We start from the raw sequence: 18,671 nt of genomic DNA, 5'->3' as shown, positions 1-18,671 counted from the left end.
TCAGAACTTCTGCTTTGCCCGCTTCGGCATAAAGTAGGTTCGGATATTGACGAGTGCCCCGGCGACGTCAGCAGCATCCTGGCTTGTCGCTTTCCGTTTTGCCTCGCCGAGCTTGCGGATGGGTGCGATGATATCCCCAGTGACGGCATGACCTCGAAGGACGGGCCTCCAAAGCTTAGGCGCGTATTCTGTTCCCAGCAGAAAGCAGAGGTCCCAATCGAAGATATCAAAGGTCTGATCATCGATCCTGGTGAACCTGGGCCGGTGGTCTCTCGGTGTTTCGGAAAGGCTTGCCGAGATGCGGTTGTACTCTGCAACGATCGTCTGCACCGCTTGATGTTCGGTTGTTTCCATCGGCAGGTTCAGGGCATCCGGACCGGTCAACTCCGGGATCCATTGGCGTGGGTCGATGAACTTCGGACCGATGATGAGCGCCGTAAGGTAGCCATCGAGACCGCTCATTGACCAAACTGGCGATGCCGGACGTCGTCCCCTGAGAAAGGCTTCGAACGCCTCGTCGTCGAGCTTTGGTCGTTCCGTCGTCTGCTGACTGTTCCGTGTCATGCCGCCCGTCGCTCCTGCTGTGTCATCGCGTCACGCTCAGCCTTCCAGGTCCAAGGCAGGAGACTTTCAATCTCGTTGGCTGTCACTTTGCCGGAGATGATCCGCTCCAGCACATCGGCAAGCCAGACCTCGGGATCCACGCCGTTCAATTTACAGGTGTTGACGAGGGACGCGATGACCGCGAAGGTCTTGCCGCCGCCGGGACTGCCTACGAACAGCGAGTTCTTTCTCGTCAAAGCCACCGACTTCATCGAACGCTCGACTACATTGGAGTCCACCTCAACGCGGCCATCCTCCAGGAAGGCCGTCAGTCCGCCCCAGTGGTTGAGTGTATAGGAAACCGCCTTGCCAAGCGCCGATTTCGACGACACCTCGTCACTCAGTTCCGTGAGCTTGGCCTTCAGCTCTCCCATGATGGGCGCCGCCTCGCGGCGCCTGACGATAAGCCGGGTATCGGCATTCTCCCCGCGCAAGTCTGCCTCGATGCGATAGATTTCGGCGATCCTGGCGAGGATCGACAAAGCCTCCGAAGATCCGGTCAGCTTGACGACATCGACGAACTTGCGCCGGGCATGGGCGATACAGAAGGCCAGCCGCACTGGCGCGACATTGCTCTTTCCACGACGCTTGACCATGGTTTTGTAGGCTTGATACCCATCGACTTGCAGCACGCCGGCAAACGACAACAGCTGCCCCTCAACCTCGCGAGCGCTACGGCTTTCGGCAAAAGTGTAGGCCACCGCCGGCGGCGCCGGACCATTCCATGGGCGATCGTCGACCGCTTGCGCCCATAACTGGCAGACCTTGGTTCGTTTGCGCCCCGGATCGAGCCGCGGAAGCGGCGTCTCATCACAGAACACCCTCGGCTGCGAGCGGATGAAGGCGGTGAGCGCATCGTAGAGAAGCTCAAGCCACCAGGAGACCCGCTTGACCCAGGCGCCGAGCGTGCCGCGATCGATGATCACGCCGCAGGAGGCAAGCATCTGGGCTTGACGATGAAGCGGCAGATGCCAGGCAAACTTCGAAACGGCGACATGGGCAGCGAATGCCGTGGTCACCATGCCGCCATCCATCACGCGTGCTGGCGCGGGCGCTTGCACAATGCCACTCTCGCAGGCCCGGCAGGCATAACGTGGCCGGGTCGTCCGTTTCACCCGGACTACGGCAGGCACGATGTCGAGCGCCTCGCTGACATCCATGCCGATGCAATGCAGCTCGAACGAACAGCAGGGGCAAATCTTGCTCTCCGGCTCGATGACCTCGTCATAACGCGGAAGGTGCTTGGGCAAGTGGCCGATGTTGCGAGCTGGCGATCGCCGTGCTTGCGTTTTGTATTCACCGATCGGCGCGACATCGTCATTGGCAGCAACGGGAATGTCGCTCAGATCGCCAAGGTCAAGGATCGCCTGCGTCGGATCGATGGTCGTCATCTTCTCCGATTTCGTCCCAAAAAGCTGGCCCTCAAGGAAGGCCACGCGCGCCTTAAGGTCGGCATTCTCTTCGTTGAGCGAGAGAATGATCCGGGTCAATTGCGCAGCGTCCTGGGGCAAGGCATCGTGTCGAAGCGGCATGACGGATCCTACCACGAAGGCCGGAATCATCAAGCAAAACCAATAGGATCAACCTACTTTCAAGGGGCGTTTTACCGGGTTCTGCGTCACCCTTGTCCAGTCGATACCGACCAGCAGAAGCGAGAACTCTTCGCGCGTCATCTGCATCGCGCCATCGCGGATCGGCGGCCAAACAAACTTTCCCGCCTCAAGCCACTTCGTCGCTAGGATCATGCCGGATCCATCCCAATAAATGCAGCGAAGGCGATCGAGACGCTTGGCGCGGAACACGAACACGTCGCCGCAATACGGATCAGCCGCAAGCGCCGATGCCACCAATGCCACCAGGCCATTCATGCCGCGCCGGAAGTCGACAGGCTGCGTCGCAACCATGATCTTCACTCCACTAGGGGAAAGTCCGATCACCGGCGCCCCCGCAACGCCGCCACGATCGCTTGCGCCAACTCGGGCGCCACCGTACCGATCACTGTCATGCGCGCGCCAGCAATCTCGATCTCAATCCGACCTGCGGTGAAGTGGGCGGCATCCGATCGAGAGCCCTGGTGGGCCGCTTGATCGCCGACCACCGTTACCGGCACGAACATCGCCTGCTGCGCGCAGACCTTGGCCGAGGGACGAGTGGTCAGCCCAGCATCCCGACGCCAAACATTCAGCAAGCCGCGATTGACGCCCCAGCGCCGAGCAACGGCCGAGATGTTCACGTCAGGTTCCGCGCTTTCCGCAAGGATGCGCGCCTTCTCCTCGTCAGTCCAATTCCGCCGCTGGCGACGACCGGTGATCACCTCGATCCGACGATATTTTCCCTCATGCCTGGCTTCATGCATGTCTTCATCCATGACTTCAAGCATGGCATCAGCGCGATCTCCAACCATCCCGTTCCGCTCCTTTCGGTGAAGGAGCTTATCTCGCGGCCTCAATCACAAAAGGAAAGGTGGGCCGTTCGTAGCGCTCACGGTTCATTCGCCGTTAACGATAATGCCGCTTTGGGCGGCATGCGAACCAAAACGAAATGGGCACCCGGTCCAGGTCAAAGTTCTTAAGCGTCGCGCTCATCAATGATACGAGCCGGGTTGTTTCCAGTGGGGGATCACCCGCATTCGCGCAAATGCGGCATGACAGCCGCGCTATGGCCTTCGGCGACGCCGTCGAATGGCTGCACTTGACCCTCTTCCACGTATCTGGCCGCAATTTAGCGGCGGTCGCTTGGTGACCAATAAATGCTTCTTGAGGACGGTCGTCCCCGCTCTGGATAGCGGCTCACATATCCGAGTGAAGTAGCTGTGTCCGGGCTTCCGGCGGATCAAGTCGATGGTTTCAGGCCCCATAGGCGGTCGCGCAATGCGGTATCGGCCAGGATGGAATGATCAAGGAAAGGCAAGCCTATCTGCTCAACCAAAGTTGGTGCGGAGGAAAACAACGATGTTCCCAAGCCGGCCCGATCGTTCGGAAGCTCGTAGTTCATGGCCTCCAGGATCGTCGGAAGGACATCGATCATACTTCCAGCCTTTGGGGCTGTTTGGCCTGAAATTCCCTCTTTGATAATAATCAGCATGTTGCGCCGCTCCTGACCCTCAAGCATCGAATATATCTCGTTGCGCATGGCAAGATGGTCGCTTTGAATGACAAGGACAGTGTCTTCCATAAGGCCAGACCGCTCCAGGCGGTCGACAAACTCGGCAGTCAAGGCATTGGTGCACGCCAGAGCCCTGAGCGTGTCATTCGGATAGCTCAAAATGTCCGAACGTCCTGTGCAGCCATTTGATATATAGCCGCGTGGGCTGTGGCCACCCAGAGTTTGAAGCGTCATATGGAACGGCTTTGCTTCGCGTTTCAACAGCTCGATCTGTTGAAACGCAGCTTCAAAAACGCGTTCGTCGTCCAGGCCCCAATCATTGTCAGAGACGCGTTCTTCGCCCGCGAGCTCGTCGAAGCCGTATGTCTCTTCATATTTGTGGGCGGCGAGATACCGGTCGGTGCCCGAAAAGCTAAGCTGAGCTCCCTTGATAAAAACCTGTCGGTAGCCGTCCCGTGCGAGCACGTCGCCCAGGCATGTCGCGTTCGGCATAAAATCGGCAATGTTCGAGAACTCGTTGCGGTCGATTGCACCAAGGCTGAAGAGGGGCACGCCGCAATCGCTCGCCACCGTTCCAGCGAGCGTCCATCCCGTAAGTTCTATCTGGTGAATTCCGGTTGCCGAGAATCCACGCTGTTCGAGCTTTTTCAGCGGTGCTGCGACATGGCCGAACAAATCCTCGTTCCAGATTGTTCTTTCGGTGCTCTCCAGAATGACGCGGATCAGGTTCTTGGGCTTCTCCGTCGGCGCCGCCGCAAGGGACGGGTCGGTGTAGTAGGAAGCCAGGGAAATACTGGATGTGGAATAGGCGCTCTTAAGGTACGCTGCCGTTGCCGTTATAAACGGGTTGACCACGAGGAAGGGCAAGACCATTGCTCGGCCAAATCGTTGTAGCTGTCTGTTTCCTCGCGCAAACGCAACCCAACAGGTCGCGACAAGAACAAATGGGAGAATGGCATTCGCTATTTGCAGAGCGACTTCGGAGGCAACATCGTTGGAGCCGAGATCGTATTGAAGGTGAAATAGGATAGCAGGTATCGAAAAGGCGCCGAACACCTGAACGAAAACATGCCAAATCATCCAGAGGGTAAGCGGGGCGAGGGGCAGCCACCAGCCGGCGTCGGACCTCGCATTTGGGGCCGATCGCCCAAGGCGCATCAGGAAGAAGGCCAAGCCCACAATTGGGAATAAGTAAAGGATGACGGACGGATTGACGTCAACGGCATAAACAAAAATATGCGTTAGCCTGTAGGCGAAAACGAACGCCCAAACCGGCCAAAAGAATCGCTTGGTATGAGTCTGATCAGCCATTACAAGCAACCTGTGCGAGAATAACAGCGCAAGAAGGCGGTATAGTTGTTAATGTCAGACTAATAGTCTTCGTGAAAATGCTCGTTCTGGTGGAAAACTTTGATGACGTCGCATGCACTATGAACGAGAATGGGCTTTTCCGCTTTTGCCCGATCCTTACAGCCGCAGGAAGATCAAGGCTTCGACCGCGCTCGGTTCATCCTAAAACCGCGACACTGCCCAAATGACCAGTGAGTTCGATAATCGAGGCTACGGCTGACCGGCAACACCGCCTATAGCTGCGACGACACGTTCTCGCTGGTGTCGCTGGTTTCAGCCGGCCTCGGCATCGGCTTTGCGCCGGAATGGACGAAGGATCTGCCGAACCGCAACTTCGAGCTTAAGTCCGTGCGCGGCGTCGATCTGAAGATCGGGCTGGGCGTCGCCTGGAACAAGGAAGATCCGACGGCGTCACGGGACGACATCGTCGACATTGCCCGGTCGCTGGCGCGGCCGGGCAGGTGAGGGGGAGGGTGCTTGATCGCCCACCCTCACTTCACGATCGGCCATTGGCCTAGCTCCAAGCCGCTGCGCGGTGCGGCTGTACCAGACCAAGGCGTTTGTCTCCGCTTGAGCATTCAGGACCTGGGCTGATCGGACCGTAGCGTGGCGAAATGTTGAGGAACCATCGGACCATCGATCGCCTCACCGTTTCAATTTCCGCAATAAAATCGAAACTATTGGCGCAATTGTGAGCGCCATGCGCTTGCGGCACTATCAGCCCGTCAGACGAACTTAGTGTCGACTGAAGCCTCAATGAAGAAGCCGCAGGCAGACGAAAATGACCCAGACCTTTTCTTCCATCACACGCAGGAGCGCGCTTCGTTCCGCTGGTGCCGCCGTCGCAGCCTTTGCGATTTCACCATCGCTCAATCTAGCAGCCAAGGCTGCATCAGCATCCAGCATAACCGAAGGAACCAAGACAATGGCATATGTCGCCACCAAGGACGGCGTTGAGATATTCTACAAGGACTGGGGTCCGAAGGACGCTCAGCCGATCGTCTTCCACCACGGCTGGCCGCTGTCGTCGGACGACTGGGATGCTCAGATGCTGTTCTTCCTGTCGAAGGGTTATCGCGTCGTTGCTCATGATCGCCGTGGTCACGGACGTTCCGCCCAGGTTTCCGACGGCCATGATATGGATCATTACGCCGCGGATGCCTTTGCCGTCGTCGAAGCGCTCGACCTTAAGAATGCCGTCCACATCGGTCACTCGACTGGTGGTGGCGAGGTCGCCCGCTATGTCGCCAAGCACGGCCAGCCGAGCGGTCGCGTCGCCAAGGCGGTTCTCGTCTCCGCCGTGCCTCCACTGATGCTCAAGACTGAAGCCAATCCTGAAGGCCTGCCGATGGAAGTCTTCGACGGGTTCCGTTCGGCGCTTGCCGCCAACCGCGCGCAGTTCTTCCGCGACGTTCCGGCCGGCCCGTTCTACGGCTTCAACCGTGATGGTGCCACAGTCCAGGAAGGCGTGATCCAGAATTGGTGGCGCCAGGGCATGATGGGCGGAGCGAAGGCCCATTACGATGGCATCAAGGCTTTCTCCGAAACCGACCAGACGGAAGACCTGAAGGCCATCACGGTGCCGACGCTGGTCTTACACGGCGAAGACGACCAGATCGTGCCGATCGAAGACTCTGCACTGAAGTCTTCCAAGCTCCTGATGAATGGCGCGCTCAAGACCTATCCCGGCTTCTCGCATGGCATGCTGACCGTCAACGCAGATGTCTTGAATGCCGATCTCCTGGCCTTCGTGAAGGCCTGATCGCTCCGGCGGCGGGTGCGGCCTCCCAAGCATCCGTCGCCTCCATGAACCACGAGTGCGTACTCGGCGCGCCATCATTCTATGCAAGGAAGCTATCATGACGAACAGCAAACCATCCAAAAAGGTAGAGAACCATGGCGTCGCCTGGGAGCGCGCCTTCGGATATGTTCAGGCCGTGCAGGTCAAGGACACTATCTATCTCTCGGGCCAGTTGAGCCACGATGACGACGGCAATCTTGTCGCTCCGGCGGAACTCGATGAGGATAGGCGGCCTGTGGACTTCTCGCAGATGGAGAGCCAGATCCGCCAGACCTACGTCAACGCAAAGACGCTGCTGGCCAGATACGGTGCGACCCTCGATGATGTCGTTGAAGAGACGCTGTACGTGCTTGATGTTCCTAGCGCCTTTGCCGCTGGATCCAAGGTCCGCAAGGAAATGTACGGCACCGATGTGCCCCAGTGCGCCAGCAATCTCATCGGGGTTTCGGCGCTGGCTTTCCCCGAGCAGCTCGTCGAAATCACGTTCCGGGCAATCATCAACCGACCCGCTGATTGATCGGGCGGCAGCCACTCCAAGAACCGCCGGAGGCCATGAGCCGCCGGCGGCAAACTCGTTGAAACGGTTGACACGATGCCAAAGACACCGGCCGCCAAGGCGCCCGCACCTGCTACCATGGACCTTACCCCCGACCTCGTCGCCACGACCATCAGAATTGTAAAAGACGAGGGCCCGGAACCCAATTGGCATCCGATCTCGCCTGAGCAGCTCGACGACCTCGTCTGCAGGGTTGAGGAAGAGGCCGGTGACGAGGAGATATGGGTGTTCGCGTATGGTTCCTTGATGTGGAACCCGGGTTTCGAGGTGGCCGCCAGCGAAGAGGCCGTCGCTTACGGCTGGCACCGTGCGTTCTCGTTGAGGATTGAGCGGCTGAGGGCCACCTCCGACGCGCCCGGTCTCATGCTCGCGCTTCGGCCAGGCGGAAGCTGTTCGGGTCTTGTCCTCAAGCTTGCGTGCGCTACCAAGAGGGAGGATCTGCGCACTCTTCTGGCGCGAGAGCTACGGTATGCCGAAGTGTGCGACATGGTGCGTTGGGTTTCAGTCAAGACACCGACGGGTGTGCGGCGGGCGCTCGCGTTCTGGGCGAGCGGCAGGCAATCTGCGCTCACGCAGAAGATCCCCCTCGAAGAGGCGGCAGGGTTGATCGCGCAGGCCTGTGGACCTGCCGGATCTTGCGCGGAATACCTGCATCGGACGGTTTCAGATCTGGCGGACCGCAAAATCTATGATCGAAACCTATGGCAGCTACAGCAAATAGTCGCGGGTAGGCTTCGAGCACTCCAACAGCATGATCCAATCTGAAACGGGTGTGCCAGATCATGGTGACGGGCATTTGCGTGCGTCAGTCCAACATGACCATCTTTGCCGCGACCTGCTCCTCGAAGAACTTGGAGAATGACGCAATCCTTGGCGGGAGGGTTTGGTAGGGCGGGTAGAACAGCGTCAGCCACAGTTCGGGCGGCGCCCATCCCTTGAAGACGTGGACGAGGCGACCGCTACTGATGTGATCGGCGATGTTGAATCCTGGAAGCAGCGCGACACCCGCGCCGTCGGCGGCCATGTCCGCCAGAACCTCTCCGCTGTTCGCGCTGAAGGCTCGACCTGCCGAAATCACGATGCTTGACGCACCGTCCGACAGCACCCAGTTCTCACGCCGGCTTTCGCCGCTGTAGGCGAGGCAGTCATCGGGCTTCAGTTCGTTCGGATGCTGCATGTCGACGTATCTGCTTCCGGGAGCGGCAACCAGGATGCGCGGCACCACCCGGATCTTCCTCCAGATCGTGAACTTGTCCGAAGGCTGCGACGAGATGCGGATCGCCAGATCGTAGTCGTCGTCGACGATGTTCACCAATCCATCGGACAGCGAGATCTCGAAGCTCATCTTCGGATAGCGTTCCTTGAACCCAGACAGGATCGGCGGCAGCACTGTCTTGCCGAACCATGTCGGCGCACTGATACGCAGCCGGCCCTCGTCCGACTTGTGTGCGTTCATTACTTCGCGCCGCGCCTCCTCCAGAGTCTTGAACGCTGGCTGGATCTGCGCCGCAAAGATTGCGCCGTCGGTTGTCAGCGATACCTGCCTCGTCGTGCGAACGAAGAGCTGCACGCCAAGTTCCGCCTCGAGCGCGGCGATCGCCCGTGTGACGGCTGCGGGCGTCATGTCCAGTTCGCGGGCGACCTGGGCAAAGTTCCGCTTCTCAGCCGCGAGCAGAAAGGTTCGGAGAGCTTTGTAGTCGTTCATCTCATTGTTTCATGAATTGCAATTCAATCAAAAGGAATATTGCAATTCTGAACGACGATCAACGGGTCTACATTCTTATCAACACCGGAACACAAACCGAGAGGCTTCAGGATGATCAAGGACATCAAGGGACTGCACCACGTGACTTCGATGGCATCGGACGCGCGGCAGAACAACCGATTCTTCACCGACACGCTCGGTCTTCGTCGCGTCAAGCAGACTGTCAACTTCGACGACCCGAGCGTCTATCACCTCTACTATGGTGACGAGGCGGGCTCGGCCGGAACGGTGATGACCTACTTCCCATTCCCGAACATGATGCTTGGCCGCCCCGGTGTCGGTGAAGTCGGCGAGACCCAGTTCTCCGTTCCCGAGGGATCGCTGAAGTTCTGGCAGGATCGCTTCACAACCAAAGGCGTGGACGGTCTGGAGCGCGATACTGTCTTCGGCGTCGACCGACTCCGTTTCATGGGACCGGACGGCGACAGCTTTGCGCTTATCGAGTCCGCTGACGACAAGCGTGCTCCATGGCTGGCAGATGGTATTCCAGATGATGCAGCCATCCGCGGTTTCGCTGGCGCGCGCTTCAGCCTGCACGACACCGCTGCAACGGAGGAGCTGCTCGGCTTCATGGGCTACGAGCGCGCCGAGAAGGAGGGCGACGTCGTACGCTTCATCATACCCAACGGTAACGGAGCGGACACGATCGATCTACTGGCGTTGCCAAAGACGCCGTTCGCGCGACAAGGTGCAGGTTCGGTGCACCATATCGCATTCGCCGTCGACAACCGCGAGAAGCAGCTAGAGGTGCGCAAGGCGCTGATGGACACCGGCTACCAGGTCACCCCCGTCATCGACCGCGATTATTTCTGGGCCATCTACTTCCGCACGCCGGGCGGTATCCTCTTCGAGGTCGCCACAAACGAGCCTGGATTCAACCGCGACGAGGATACAGCCCACCTCGGGGAAGCCCTTAAACTTCCGGCCAGATACGAGGAATACCGCGAACAGATCCAGGCCAATCTCGTGCCGCTGGCGGTATAGGCAGCAGTCACCGAAAGTTTGGAATGACAGCGCCGTGATCCGAAAGGATCGCGGCGTTCTTCCGTTTCTAACGTGCCCCCAAGCAACGATTATTTCAAATATAGCAATTCAATCAAAATTTTTATTGCAATTCCTCGGGTGGTAGCGGCGCGGTAAGTTTGTTTTCAGCAGCCAAGACGACGAGTGCATCGGCCCGGAACGGAGCCAGCAACACTCAAAGAATTGCGGAGCGAGCGCCGCTCGACGGCGTCCGATCGACCGCTGCTGACCATTTTCTGGCACCGCACACGGGCCGCAACCGAAGAGGAAAGAACCATGTCCAAGCTTGAAGTCCTGACCCCGGCGAACAGCCAGCTCATCTTCATTGACCAGCAGCCGCAGATGGCCTTCGGTGTCCAGTCGATTGACCGCCAGACGTTGAAGAACAATGTCGTCGGCCTTGCCAAGGCCGCCAAGATCTTCGATATCCCGACCACGATCACCACGGTCGAGACGCAATCCTTCTCTGGCAACACCTTTCCCGAACTCCTTGGCGTTTTCCCGGAGAACGACCTCCTCGAGCGCACGTCGATGAACTCCTGGGACGATCAGAACGTCCGTGACGCTCTGGCGAAGAATGCCTCCAACGGCCGGAAGAAGATCGTCGTCTCCGGTCTCTGGACCGAGGTCTGCAACACTACTTTTGCTCTTTCCGCTCTCCATGATGTTCCGGAATACGAGATCTACATGGTCGCCGATGCTTCCGGCGGCACTTCCGCGGACGCGCACAAGTACGCGATGGACCGGATGGTGCAGGCAGGCGTGATCCCGGTCACCTGGCAGCAGGTCCTGCTCGAATGGCAGCGCGATTGGGCGCGGAAGGAAACCTACGATGCGGTCACCACGCTGGTGAAGGAGCATTCCGGCGCTTACGGCATGGGCATCGACTACGCCTACACGATGGTTCATGGCGCAGAAGAACGCGTCAAGCATGGCAAGCGCATCGGCCCGAACCCCGCAAAGTAGGGGCCCGATCCAACCGCTCCGATCACACGGTCGGAGTGGCCCTTTCGCAACCGGAGATCATCCCATGAAGCTCTACCTCCTATCGCTAGGCGCAGGCCTGCTTGTCGGCGTCGTCTACAGCCTGCTCAATGTCCGCTCACCCGCGCCGCCCGTTATCGCCCTCGTTGGCCTTTTGGGCATCCTGGTCGGCGAACAGATCATCCCGCTCGCGAAATCTCTCTGGACGAGGGAACCGGCGGCCATTTCATGGATCCATCAGATCAAGCCACACATGTTCGGTCATCTGCCGAAGGGCAACGAGGTTGCTCATCAGACGAAGGTTCATGTAGGGGAGCGGAGCTGATGACGACGCGTCGATCCTTTCTTGGAGGCGCATCGAGCCTTGCTTTCTCGAACCTCTTCTCACCGGCGAAAGCCGCCGATCCCAGCCAGACCGGAGTAACCACGGTGCAGCATCCCGACTTGATCCTCCACAATGGCCGCGTGACCACTCTTGACCGAACCAATCCGAATGCGACAGCGATCGCCATCAAGGATGGTCTGTTTCTCGAAGTCGGATCCGACAGCGAGATCATCGCACTCGCAGGTTCCAGCACCAGGGTCGTTGATCTCAAGGGCAAGCGTGTCCTGCCCGGTCTCATTGACAACCACACCCACGTCGTGCGCGGTGGCCTGAACTACAACATGGAACTGCGCTGGGATGGCGTGCGCTCGCTCGCCGACGCCATGGACATGCTGAAGCGCCAAGTGGCGATCACGCCTGCGCCGCAATGGGTACGCGTGGTCGGCGGCTTCACCGAACACCAGTTCTCCGAAAAACGCCTCCCCACCATCGAGGAAATCAACTCAGTCGCGCCCGACACGCCTGTCTTCCTCCTTCATCTCTACGACCGCGCGCTGCTCAACGGCGCCGCTCTTCGTGCCGTCGGATACACCCGCGATACGCCGAACCCGCCTGGCGGCGAGATTACGCGTGATGCCAGCGGGAACCCCACGGGCATGCTTCTCGCCAAGCCGAATGCAGGCATTCTGTATTCGACACTTGCGAAGGGTCCGAAGCTTCCTCTCGACTATCAGGTCAACTCGACCCGCCACTTCATGCGCGAACTCAACCGCCTCGGCGTGACAGGTGTCATCGATGCAGGCGGCGGCTTCCAGAACTATCCCGACGATTATGAAGTCATCCAGAAGCTTTCCGACGAGAACCAGATGACGGTGCGGTTGGCCTACAACCTCTTCACCCAGAAACCGAAGGAAGAGAAGCAGGACTTCCTGAACTGGACGCAGTCAGTCAAATACAAGCAGGGCAATGACTACTTCCGCCACAACGGCGCCGGCGAGATGCTCGTCTTCTCGGCCGCCGACTTCGAGGACTTCCGCCAGCCGCGTCCGGAGATGGCCCCGGAAATGGAAGGCGAGCTTGAAGAGGTCGTCCGCGTCCTGGCGGAAAACCGCTGGCCCTGGCGTCTGCATGCCACCTACGACGAGACGATCTCTCGCGCCCTCGACGTGTTCGAGAAGGTCAACAAGGACATCCCGCTCGAAGGTTTGAACTGGTTCTTCGACCACGCAGAAACGATCTCCGACCGCTCGATCGACCGGATCGCCGCCCTCGGTGGTGGTATCGCCACGCAGCACCGCATGGCGTATCAGGGCGAATACTTCGTCGAGCGCTACGGGCACGGCGTCGCGGAAGCGACACCGCCGATCAGGAAGATGCTCGACAAGGGCGTGAACGTCTCGGCTGGCACCGACGCCACCCGCGTCGCCTCCTATAATCCTTGGGTTTCGCTATCGTGGATGGTGACTGGCAAGACCGTTGGCGGCCTGCAGCTCTATCCGCGGGCCAACTGCCTCGACCGTGAAACCGCGCTGCGGATGTGGACGGAAAAGGTCACATGGTTCTCCAATGAGGAGGGTAAGAAGGGGCGTATTGAGAAGGGCCAGTTTGCCGACCTCGTGGTGCCGGACAAGGATTTCTTCTCCTGCGCCGAGGATGAGATTTCCTTCCTGGTATCGGAGCTGACCATGGTCGGCGGCAAGATCGTCTATGGCGCGGGCGACTTCAAGACGCTGGACGAGAACGACATCCCGCCTGCGATGCCCGACTGGTCGCCTGTCCGCAAATTCGGCGGCTATGCGGCCTGGGGTGAACCGGAAGGGGCGGGCGCTCGTTCCCTGCGCCGCACCGCGATCTCCACATGCGGATGTGCGAGCGATTGCGGCGTTCACGGCCATGACCACGCCGGTGCCTGGACATCCAAGCTCCCGATCGCCGATCTCAAAGGTTTCTTCGGCGCTCTCGGCTGCTCCTGCTGGGCGGTCTGAGCAAACTTCAGCTCGGGTGATCTGGTCACCCGAGCATCACTCTATAATTGCAGATTTTGCAATTAAATCGAAACTATTGCTGCAATTGTTGGTAAGGCGGCAACCAGACAATATCGCTCCATCGAACGCAGCCGCTCGCGGCGACCACGCAGGAGCAGATATGATCTACCAATCTCTAAAATCCGACTCAGTCCGGAGTGGCCTGGCACGCGTCGTCGCCTCGCCTGTTGTGCGGACGGTTTCGCTGCTGGCACTTTGCGCAGCCTATATCCAGGGTTCGCTCACCAAGATCTTCGACTTCAATGGCGCGTTGGCGGAGATGGAACATTTCGGCCTGCAGCCGGCCGCGTTCTTCGCAATCGCCGTTATCGCATTTGAACTGACGGCTTCCGCCCTGGTGATCTCCGGTTTCCTGCGGTGGGCGGGCTCCCTGGCGCTGGCCGGCTTCACGCTTCTCGCGACCTTTATCGCGTTGCGCTTCTGGGAGATGGCTCCGGGCCTGGATCGCATGATGGCGACCAACGCCTTCTTCGAACATCTCGGCCTCGCTGGCGCATTCCTCTTCGTCGCCGCATTCGACTTATCCAAGGAAGCTGGCAAATGAGCGCCGCAAAATCATCCAGGGGCACCTTCGCTCCTCTCGCGCAGCCTGTGTTCGCGGTCCTCTGGATCGCAACCGTGCTTGGCAAGGAAGCTTCATGCGCGATGTCGCAAGCGCCTGGCTAATGTCCTGTCGCTTGCTTCATCGCACTTCTTTTCCTCGGAGGCGCATGGATCACCGCCCTGACGACACTCAATGGCGCCGCGCAGTCCGTCCTACCAAACTGGGTACGAGGTCGTGGTCTCGCCGTCTATCTGACCGTCTTCAACGGTGCGATGACAGCAGGAAGCCTCGGCTGGGGCGCGGTCGGTGAGGCTGTCGGCATTCAGTCCACCCGGGTTTGGGTTTTCGCGGCGCTCAGACCGGGTGGTCTATGCCTTCGGGCATGGCCATCTGGGCCTAGCGATGGCCGGGATCACTGGGCAGCTAGTTGTTGACCTGACTTCAAATCGCTCTTCGGGTTTCGCCCTTTCGGCGTTCCGTCCGGACAGATTTTGACGCGTTCGCCGCATGCAATGGGTCTTCGCCGCGACGAAGACATCGGCCGCAATCTCCGACGTAATTATGATCACGTTTGCCATCGGCGAAACACAACGCTCGCATTGACACCACCGAAGCCGAAGCCGTTGGAGATGGCATAATCGAGTGACATCTTTCGCGCCGCGTTGGCGACGATGTCGATGCCCTTGGCAGCCCGATCGGGCGTTTCGAGATTGAGCGTCGGCGGCACCACCTGGTCGCGCAGCGCAAGCACGGTAAAGATCGCCTCCAGGCCGCCGGCAGCCCCCAGCAGATGTCCAGTTGCGGATTTCGTCGCGCTGACGGCGATACTTCCGTTGTTTCCAAAGACCGACTTGATCGCCTCGATTTCGCCCTTGTCGCCGACGGGCGTCGAGGTCGCATGGGCGTTAAGGTGACGGATATCGCTTGGACGAATGCCGGCCTGGGTGATGGCGATTTCCATGGCGCGCCGGGCGCCTGCGCCGTCCTCCGGACCTGAGGTGATATGGTGGGCATCGGCCGTCGTGCCATAGCCGACGACTTCGGCAATCGGTGTCGCACCCCGCGCCAATGCGTGCTCCAGCGTCTCGATCACGACGATGCCGGCACCTTCGCCCATGACGAAACCGTCACGATCCACATCGAACGGCCGCGAGGCGCGATCGGGCGTCTCGTTGAAACTGGTCGATAGAGTGCGGGCGGCGGCGAAGCCACCGAGGCTGATGGTGTTGATGCAGGCTTCAGCCCCGCCGCAGACTGCGATATCCGCCTCGCCAGCACGGATCAGCCGCGCGGCGTCGCCGATCGCCTGGACGCCCGCGGCGCAGGCAGTCACCGGTGCGCCGATCGGCCCCTTGAACCCGTGGCGGATCGAAATCTGGCCGGCGGCGAGGTTCACCAGAAACGAGGGCACCGTGAAGGGCGAGAGCCGCCGAACGCCACGTTGATCGACCGTGCGCACCGCTTCCGAGATCGCCGGGAAGCCACCGATGCCGGATGCGATCACCGTGGCCGTGCGCTGCTGTTCGATTTCTGTTGCCGGCTTCCAGCCGGACTGTTCGATTGCCTCTTCCGCAGCTGCCAGCGCCAACAGGATGAAGCGGTCCATCTTGCGCTGGTCTTTCGGCGGGATGACCCGATCGGGATCGAAGCCAGCCTCCGCGTCGTCGGCAGGCGTAGGCACCGTCCCGGCAATCTTGCTGCCAAGGTCGGCGACGACCTCATCCGGCAAACGACGAAGTCCCGAGCGTCCGGCAAGAAGCCGCGACCAGCTTGCCTCAACGCCCGCTGCCAAAGGGCTGACCGCCCCCATTCCTGTTACAACGATCCGACGCATCGGCTCTCCTGACCTGGGGTTACGCAATCGAATGGAAAACCGTTCGTGTTGCTCGAAATTGCTCTGGATTGCAGGCCGCGTTCAGTGCTCTCAGCGCGGGCGCTCGATGGCGATCGCGGTCGCCTCACCGCCGCCGATGCAGAGGGCTGCGACACCCCTGGTAAGCCCGCGGCGTGCCAATGCGTGAAGCAGGGTCACGATCAGCCGCGCGCCGGTGGCTCCGATCGGATGACCGAGCGCGCAGGCGCCGCCATTGACGTTCAGCCGATCTCGGGCGATGCCAAGGTCCCTGGCCGCCGCCATGGCGACGATGGCGAAGGCTTCGTTGATTTCGAAGAGGTCGACGTCGTCGACGCTCCAGCCGGTCTTTTCCAAGAGCTTGCGGATCGCTGGAATAGGTGCCGTCGTGTACCAGGCGGGTTCCTGGCTGTGCGTCGCATGCGCCTTGATTTCGGCGAGGATCGGCATGCCTTCGCGCTCGGCAATCGAACGACGGGTCAGAACGAGCGCGGCCGCACCGTCGGCATTGGCCGACGCACTCGCTGCCGTGATCGTGCCATTGGCGCGAAAGGCGGGCTTTAGGTTCGGGATCTTTTCGGGCGAGACCTTCAGCGGATGTTCGTCGGTATTGATGACCCTGTCTGCGCCCTTGGTAGCGACAGTGATCGGGGCGATCTCGGCGGCAAAGGCTCCGGCTTCGATCGCTGCGCGGGCGCGTGTCAGCGTTTCGACCGAATAGGCGTCTTGATCTGCGCGGCTGAAGCCGTAGGCTTCGGCTGCGGCCTCGCCAAAATCGCCCATCGGGCGGCCGGGCTCATAGGCATCTTCCAGCCCGTCGAGCATCATATGGTCGAAGATCCGGTCATGCCCGGCGCGATAACCACCGCGCGCCTTGGAAAGCAGATAGGGCGCGTTCGACATCGACTCCATACCGCCGGCGACGGCGACATCGATCGATCCGGCGACAATGAGATCATGCGCCAGCATGGTCGCCTTCATGCCGGAACCGCAGACCTTGTTGATCGTGGTGGCGCCAACGGCATCGGGCAGACCCGCGTCGCGAGCGGCCTGTCGGGCTGGGGCCTGTCCCTGGCCAGCGGGAAGCACACAGCCCATCAGCACCTCGTCGGGACGATCGGGCGAGAGCTGTGCCCGTTCAAGAGCGGCGCGGATGACGTGAGCGCCGAGCGAACTCGCCCGGACCGGTGCAAGATCGCCGAGGAAACGGCCAAGCGGCGTGCGAACGGCAGATACGATCACGATCGGGTCCGATGGATTGGACATGTGAAATCCCTTCCTCAAGAGGAAAAATGGCGGAGGTCTCTTGCGGGCAGTGCCTGCGCTTTAGTGCGGCGCCGTCGATGCTGACTCATCGGCGAGCAAACTTTCGGCCGCGGCTTGAAGAAACCGGTTTGAGAGTTGCTCGTCGTCTACAGCGCGTGAAAGCACCAGCGCACCGACCATCGTCGAGAGTGCGGCGATAGACCGGTTGCGCGTATCGCCGCCCGGGTCGGACGGGACCATCCCGTCGAGAATATCGAGGTGGTTGTTGATGCCGGCCTCGAAAGCTTGGCGCAAAGCAGGGCTGCGGCGGGCAGCCTCCGGCGCGAGAGCGGCAAGTGCGCATCCAATGCTTGTTTCCTGACGGTGCTGTCTGGAAAGGTAGAAATGAACGAGGGCGCGAAGCGGCTTGCCGGCTGCCTTGGAAACGACCCCCGCCCAGTTCGCCACGCCCTTCTCCAAGGCCTTGGAAGAGGCCTCAAGGATGAGGTGGTCCTTGGATTCGAATTGTTTGTAGAAACCGCCTTGGGTCAGGCCGGCGCCCTTCATCAGATCGTTCAGACCGATGCCGTCGAAGCCTCTCTCCCGAAAAAGGCGACTTGCGACGTCGACGACGGTTCGGCGGTTTTCCTCCGCCTGTACGCGGCTCACTCTCATTTCAGCCCCAACCAAGCAAATGCGACTGTGGAGTTATATTTCGATCGCCATCTACGTGTCAAGATTTAGATTGCGAATAAAATCTAAGAGTCTCAAGCCAGAACCTTTCGCCGTCCCTTCGTGCTTTGGCAACGCGAGCAGAAAAACACCGGCATCAGCCGAGCCGCCCAGGTTCAGCGATAAGAATATTGGGACGAATGGGTGTTCTCTTGACACCATCAGTGTTGCGGCAATCGCCGCAGGGACTCCAGCACCGGACTGCCGATCGAGGTCTTCGACGGGTCTCGGGCTGCCTTGGCAGCAAACAGATCAAAGTTCTATCTGGACGTTACCGGCGGGCCCTTCTGCGGCTTCAATCGTGCGGGCGTAAAACGATCGGATGCCATGGTCTCGAATTGGTGGCGTCAGGGCATGACAGGGGCTGCGAACGCACACTACCTCGGCATCAAGGCGTTCTCCGAGACGGATTTCACCGAGGATCTGAAGATCATCGATGTGCTGACCTGGTCGGTCGCCTTCCGCGCTCCGATTTTTGAAAGCAACCCTTGAGCCAGGTTTCAGTCCCTCAATCTCAGCGATAAGGTGGGAGACATCGCCCAAAGGAGGTTCAAGACCCATGCCTACAGAGAAGGAAGTTCGCTCGTCTGTTGCGCTGGAACTGCGCAACACAAGCTCCGACCAGCGCATGTTCTCGCCTTCCGTTGCGCGAAATTCCGCGCCGATCCTCGCGGCCCTAAAACGTATCCTTCCAACACATGGGGCCGTGCTGGAGATTGGTTGCGGGACCGGCGAGCACGC

18 protein-coding genes and 3 pseudogenes are annotated in these 18,671 nt (G+C 60.0%); 12 read left to right on the top strand and 9 right to left on the bottom strand.

Features of this window, described 5'->3' with window-relative positions:
* From I8N66_RS28240 to I8N66_RS28220, 5 genes are all read right to left on the bottom strand, one after another.
* Positions 1–564, bottom strand: a complete 564-nt coding sequence (locus I8N66_RS28240; RefSeq protein ID WP_291161015.1) for a UPF0149 family protein — start codon at positions 562–564, stop codon at positions 1–3.
* Positions 561–2,135, bottom strand: a complete 1,575-nt coding sequence (locus I8N66_RS28235) for an IS66 family transposase (RefSeq protein WP_291161013.1) — start codon at positions 2,133–2,135, stop codon at positions 561–563. The genes I8N66_RS28240 and I8N66_RS28235 overlap by 4 nt, the downstream gene beginning before the upstream one ends.
* Positions 2,136–2,183: 48 nt before the next feature.
* Positions 2,184–2,540: an IS66 family insertion sequence element accessory protein TnpB gene (tnpB, locus tag I8N66_RS28230; RefSeq protein WP_291161012.1), complete on the bottom strand. Its 357-nt coding sequence runs from the start codon at positions 2,538–2,540 to the stop codon at positions 2,184–2,186.
* Positions 2,537–3,007, bottom strand: a complete 471-nt coding sequence (locus I8N66_RS28225) for a transposase (protein WP_291161011.1) — start codon at positions 3,005–3,007, stop codon at positions 2,537–2,539. Before I8N66_RS28225 ends, tnpB begins: the two co-directional genes overlap by 4 nt.
* 428 nt (positions 3,008–3,435) lie before the next feature.
* Positions 3,436–5,019, bottom strand: a complete 1,584-nt coding sequence (locus I8N66_RS28220; protein WP_291161010.1) for a sulfatase-like hydrolase/transferase — start codon at positions 5,017–5,019, stop codon at positions 3,436–3,438.
* 255 nt (positions 5,020–5,274) lie between these two features.
* Here I8N66_RS28220 and I8N66_RS28215 point away from each other — a divergent pair.
* The 4 genes and pseudogenes from I8N66_RS28215 to I8N66_RS28200 all read left to right on the top strand — a co-directional run.
* Positions 5,275–5,523: pseudogene (locus I8N66_RS28215) on the top strand (LysR substrate-binding domain-containing protein); the annotation flags it as partial.
* A gap of 460 nt (positions 5,524–5,983) precedes the next feature.
* Positions 5,984–6,820, top strand: a complete 837-nt coding sequence (locus tag I8N66_RS28210) for an alpha/beta hydrolase (RefSeq protein WP_365887989.1) — start codon at positions 5,984–5,986, stop codon at positions 6,818–6,820.
* Between the two features lie 97 nt (positions 6,821–6,917).
* Complete coding sequence (locus I8N66_RS28205) at positions 6,918–7,376, top strand: Rid family hydrolase (RefSeq protein WP_291161005.1); 459 nt, start codon at positions 6,918–6,920, stop codon at positions 7,374–7,376.
* Positions 7,377–7,493: 117 nt separating this feature from the next.
* The gene (locus tag I8N66_RS28200; protein ID WP_291161002.1) at positions 7,494–8,180 is read left to right on the top strand and encodes a gamma-glutamylcyclotransferase; all 687 of its coding nucleotides are present in this window, start codon (positions 7,494–7,496) and stop codon (positions 8,178–8,180) included.
* A 40-nt stretch (positions 8,181–8,220) separates the two neighbouring features.
* On the opposite strand, the gene I8N66_RS28195 is transcribed toward I8N66_RS28200, so the two are convergent.
* Entirely contained in the window at positions 8,221–9,120 is a 900-nt protein-coding gene (locus I8N66_RS28195; RefSeq protein ID WP_291161000.1) for a LysR family transcriptional regulator, read from the bottom strand.
* Between the two features lie 111 nt (positions 9,121–9,231).
* Here I8N66_RS28195 and I8N66_RS28190 point away from each other — a divergent pair, with 111 nt between their 5' ends.
* The 6 genes and pseudogenes from I8N66_RS28190 to I8N66_RS28165 form a co-directional block, all read left to right on the top strand.
* On the top strand, positions 9,232–10,164 hold the full coding sequence (locus I8N66_RS28190) for a VOC family protein (protein ID WP_113536218.1): 933 nt from the start codon (positions 9,232–9,234) through the stop codon (positions 10,162–10,164).
* 315 nt (positions 10,165–10,479) lie between these two features.
* Entirely contained in the window at positions 10,480–11,169 is a 690-nt protein-coding gene (locus tag I8N66_RS28185) for a hydrolase (protein WP_291160996.1), read from the top strand.
* A 64-nt stretch (positions 11,170–11,233) separates the two neighbouring features.
* Positions 11,234–11,512 carry a XapX domain-containing protein gene (locus tag I8N66_RS28180; RefSeq protein ID WP_291160994.1) on the top strand — a complete coding sequence of 93 codons (279 nt, stop codon included), beginning with the start codon at positions 11,234–11,236 and terminating at the stop codon, positions 11,510–11,512.
* Entirely contained in the window at positions 11,512–13,497 is a 1,986-nt protein-coding gene (locus I8N66_RS28175; RefSeq protein WP_291160991.1) for an amidohydrolase, read from the top strand. Before I8N66_RS28180 ends, I8N66_RS28175 begins: the two co-directional genes overlap by 1 nt.
* 160 nt (positions 13,498–13,657) lie before the next feature.
* On the top strand, positions 13,658–14,101 hold the full coding sequence (locus I8N66_RS28170) for a DoxX family protein (RefSeq protein WP_291161018.1): 444 nt from the start codon (positions 13,658–13,660) through the stop codon (positions 14,099–14,101).
* 146 nt (positions 14,102–14,247) lie between these two features.
* Positions 14,248–14,433, top strand: a pseudogene (locus I8N66_RS28165) (MFS transporter); the annotation flags it as partial.
* A 233-nt stretch (positions 14,434–14,666) separates the two neighbouring features.
* On the opposite strand, the gene fabF reads toward I8N66_RS28165, so the two are convergent.
* From fabF to I8N66_RS28150, 3 genes are all read right to left on the bottom strand, one after another.
* A complete protein-coding gene (gene fabF / locus I8N66_RS28160) occupies positions 14,667–15,935 on the bottom strand; it encodes a beta-ketoacyl-ACP synthase II (protein WP_291160988.1) in 1,269 nt (422 codons plus the stop codon).
* Positions 15,936–16,025: 90 nt separating this feature from the next.
* Positions 16,026–17,219 carry an acetyl-CoA C-acyltransferase gene (locus tag I8N66_RS28155; protein ID WP_291160985.1) on the bottom strand — a complete coding sequence of 398 codons (1,194 nt, stop codon included), beginning with the start codon at positions 17,217–17,219 and terminating at the stop codon, positions 16,026–16,028.
* A 60-nt stretch (positions 17,220–17,279) separates the two neighbouring features.
* Positions 17,280–17,873 carry a TetR/AcrR family transcriptional regulator gene (locus I8N66_RS28150; protein WP_113536224.1) on the bottom strand — a complete coding sequence of 198 codons (594 nt, stop codon included), beginning with the start codon at positions 17,871–17,873 and terminating at the stop codon, positions 17,280–17,282.
* Between the two features lie 203 nt (positions 17,874–18,076).
* Here I8N66_RS28150 and I8N66_RS28145 point away from each other — a divergent pair.
* Positions 18,077–18,377, top strand: a pseudogene (locus I8N66_RS28145) (alpha/beta hydrolase); the annotation flags it as partial.
* 112 nt (positions 18,378–18,489) lie between these two features.
* Positions 18,490–18,671: DUF938 domain-containing protein (locus I8N66_RS28140; protein WP_291160981.1), on the top strand; the 182-nt coding region annotated here is incomplete at its 3' end.

It is taken from the genome of Ensifer sp. SSB1 (genome assembly GCF_016652895.1).
Classification (GTDB): domain Bacteria; phylum Pseudomonadota; class Alphaproteobacteria; order Rhizobiales; family Rhizobiaceae; genus Ensifer.
This window is presented reverse-complemented; position numbering and strand designations above follow the sequence as displayed.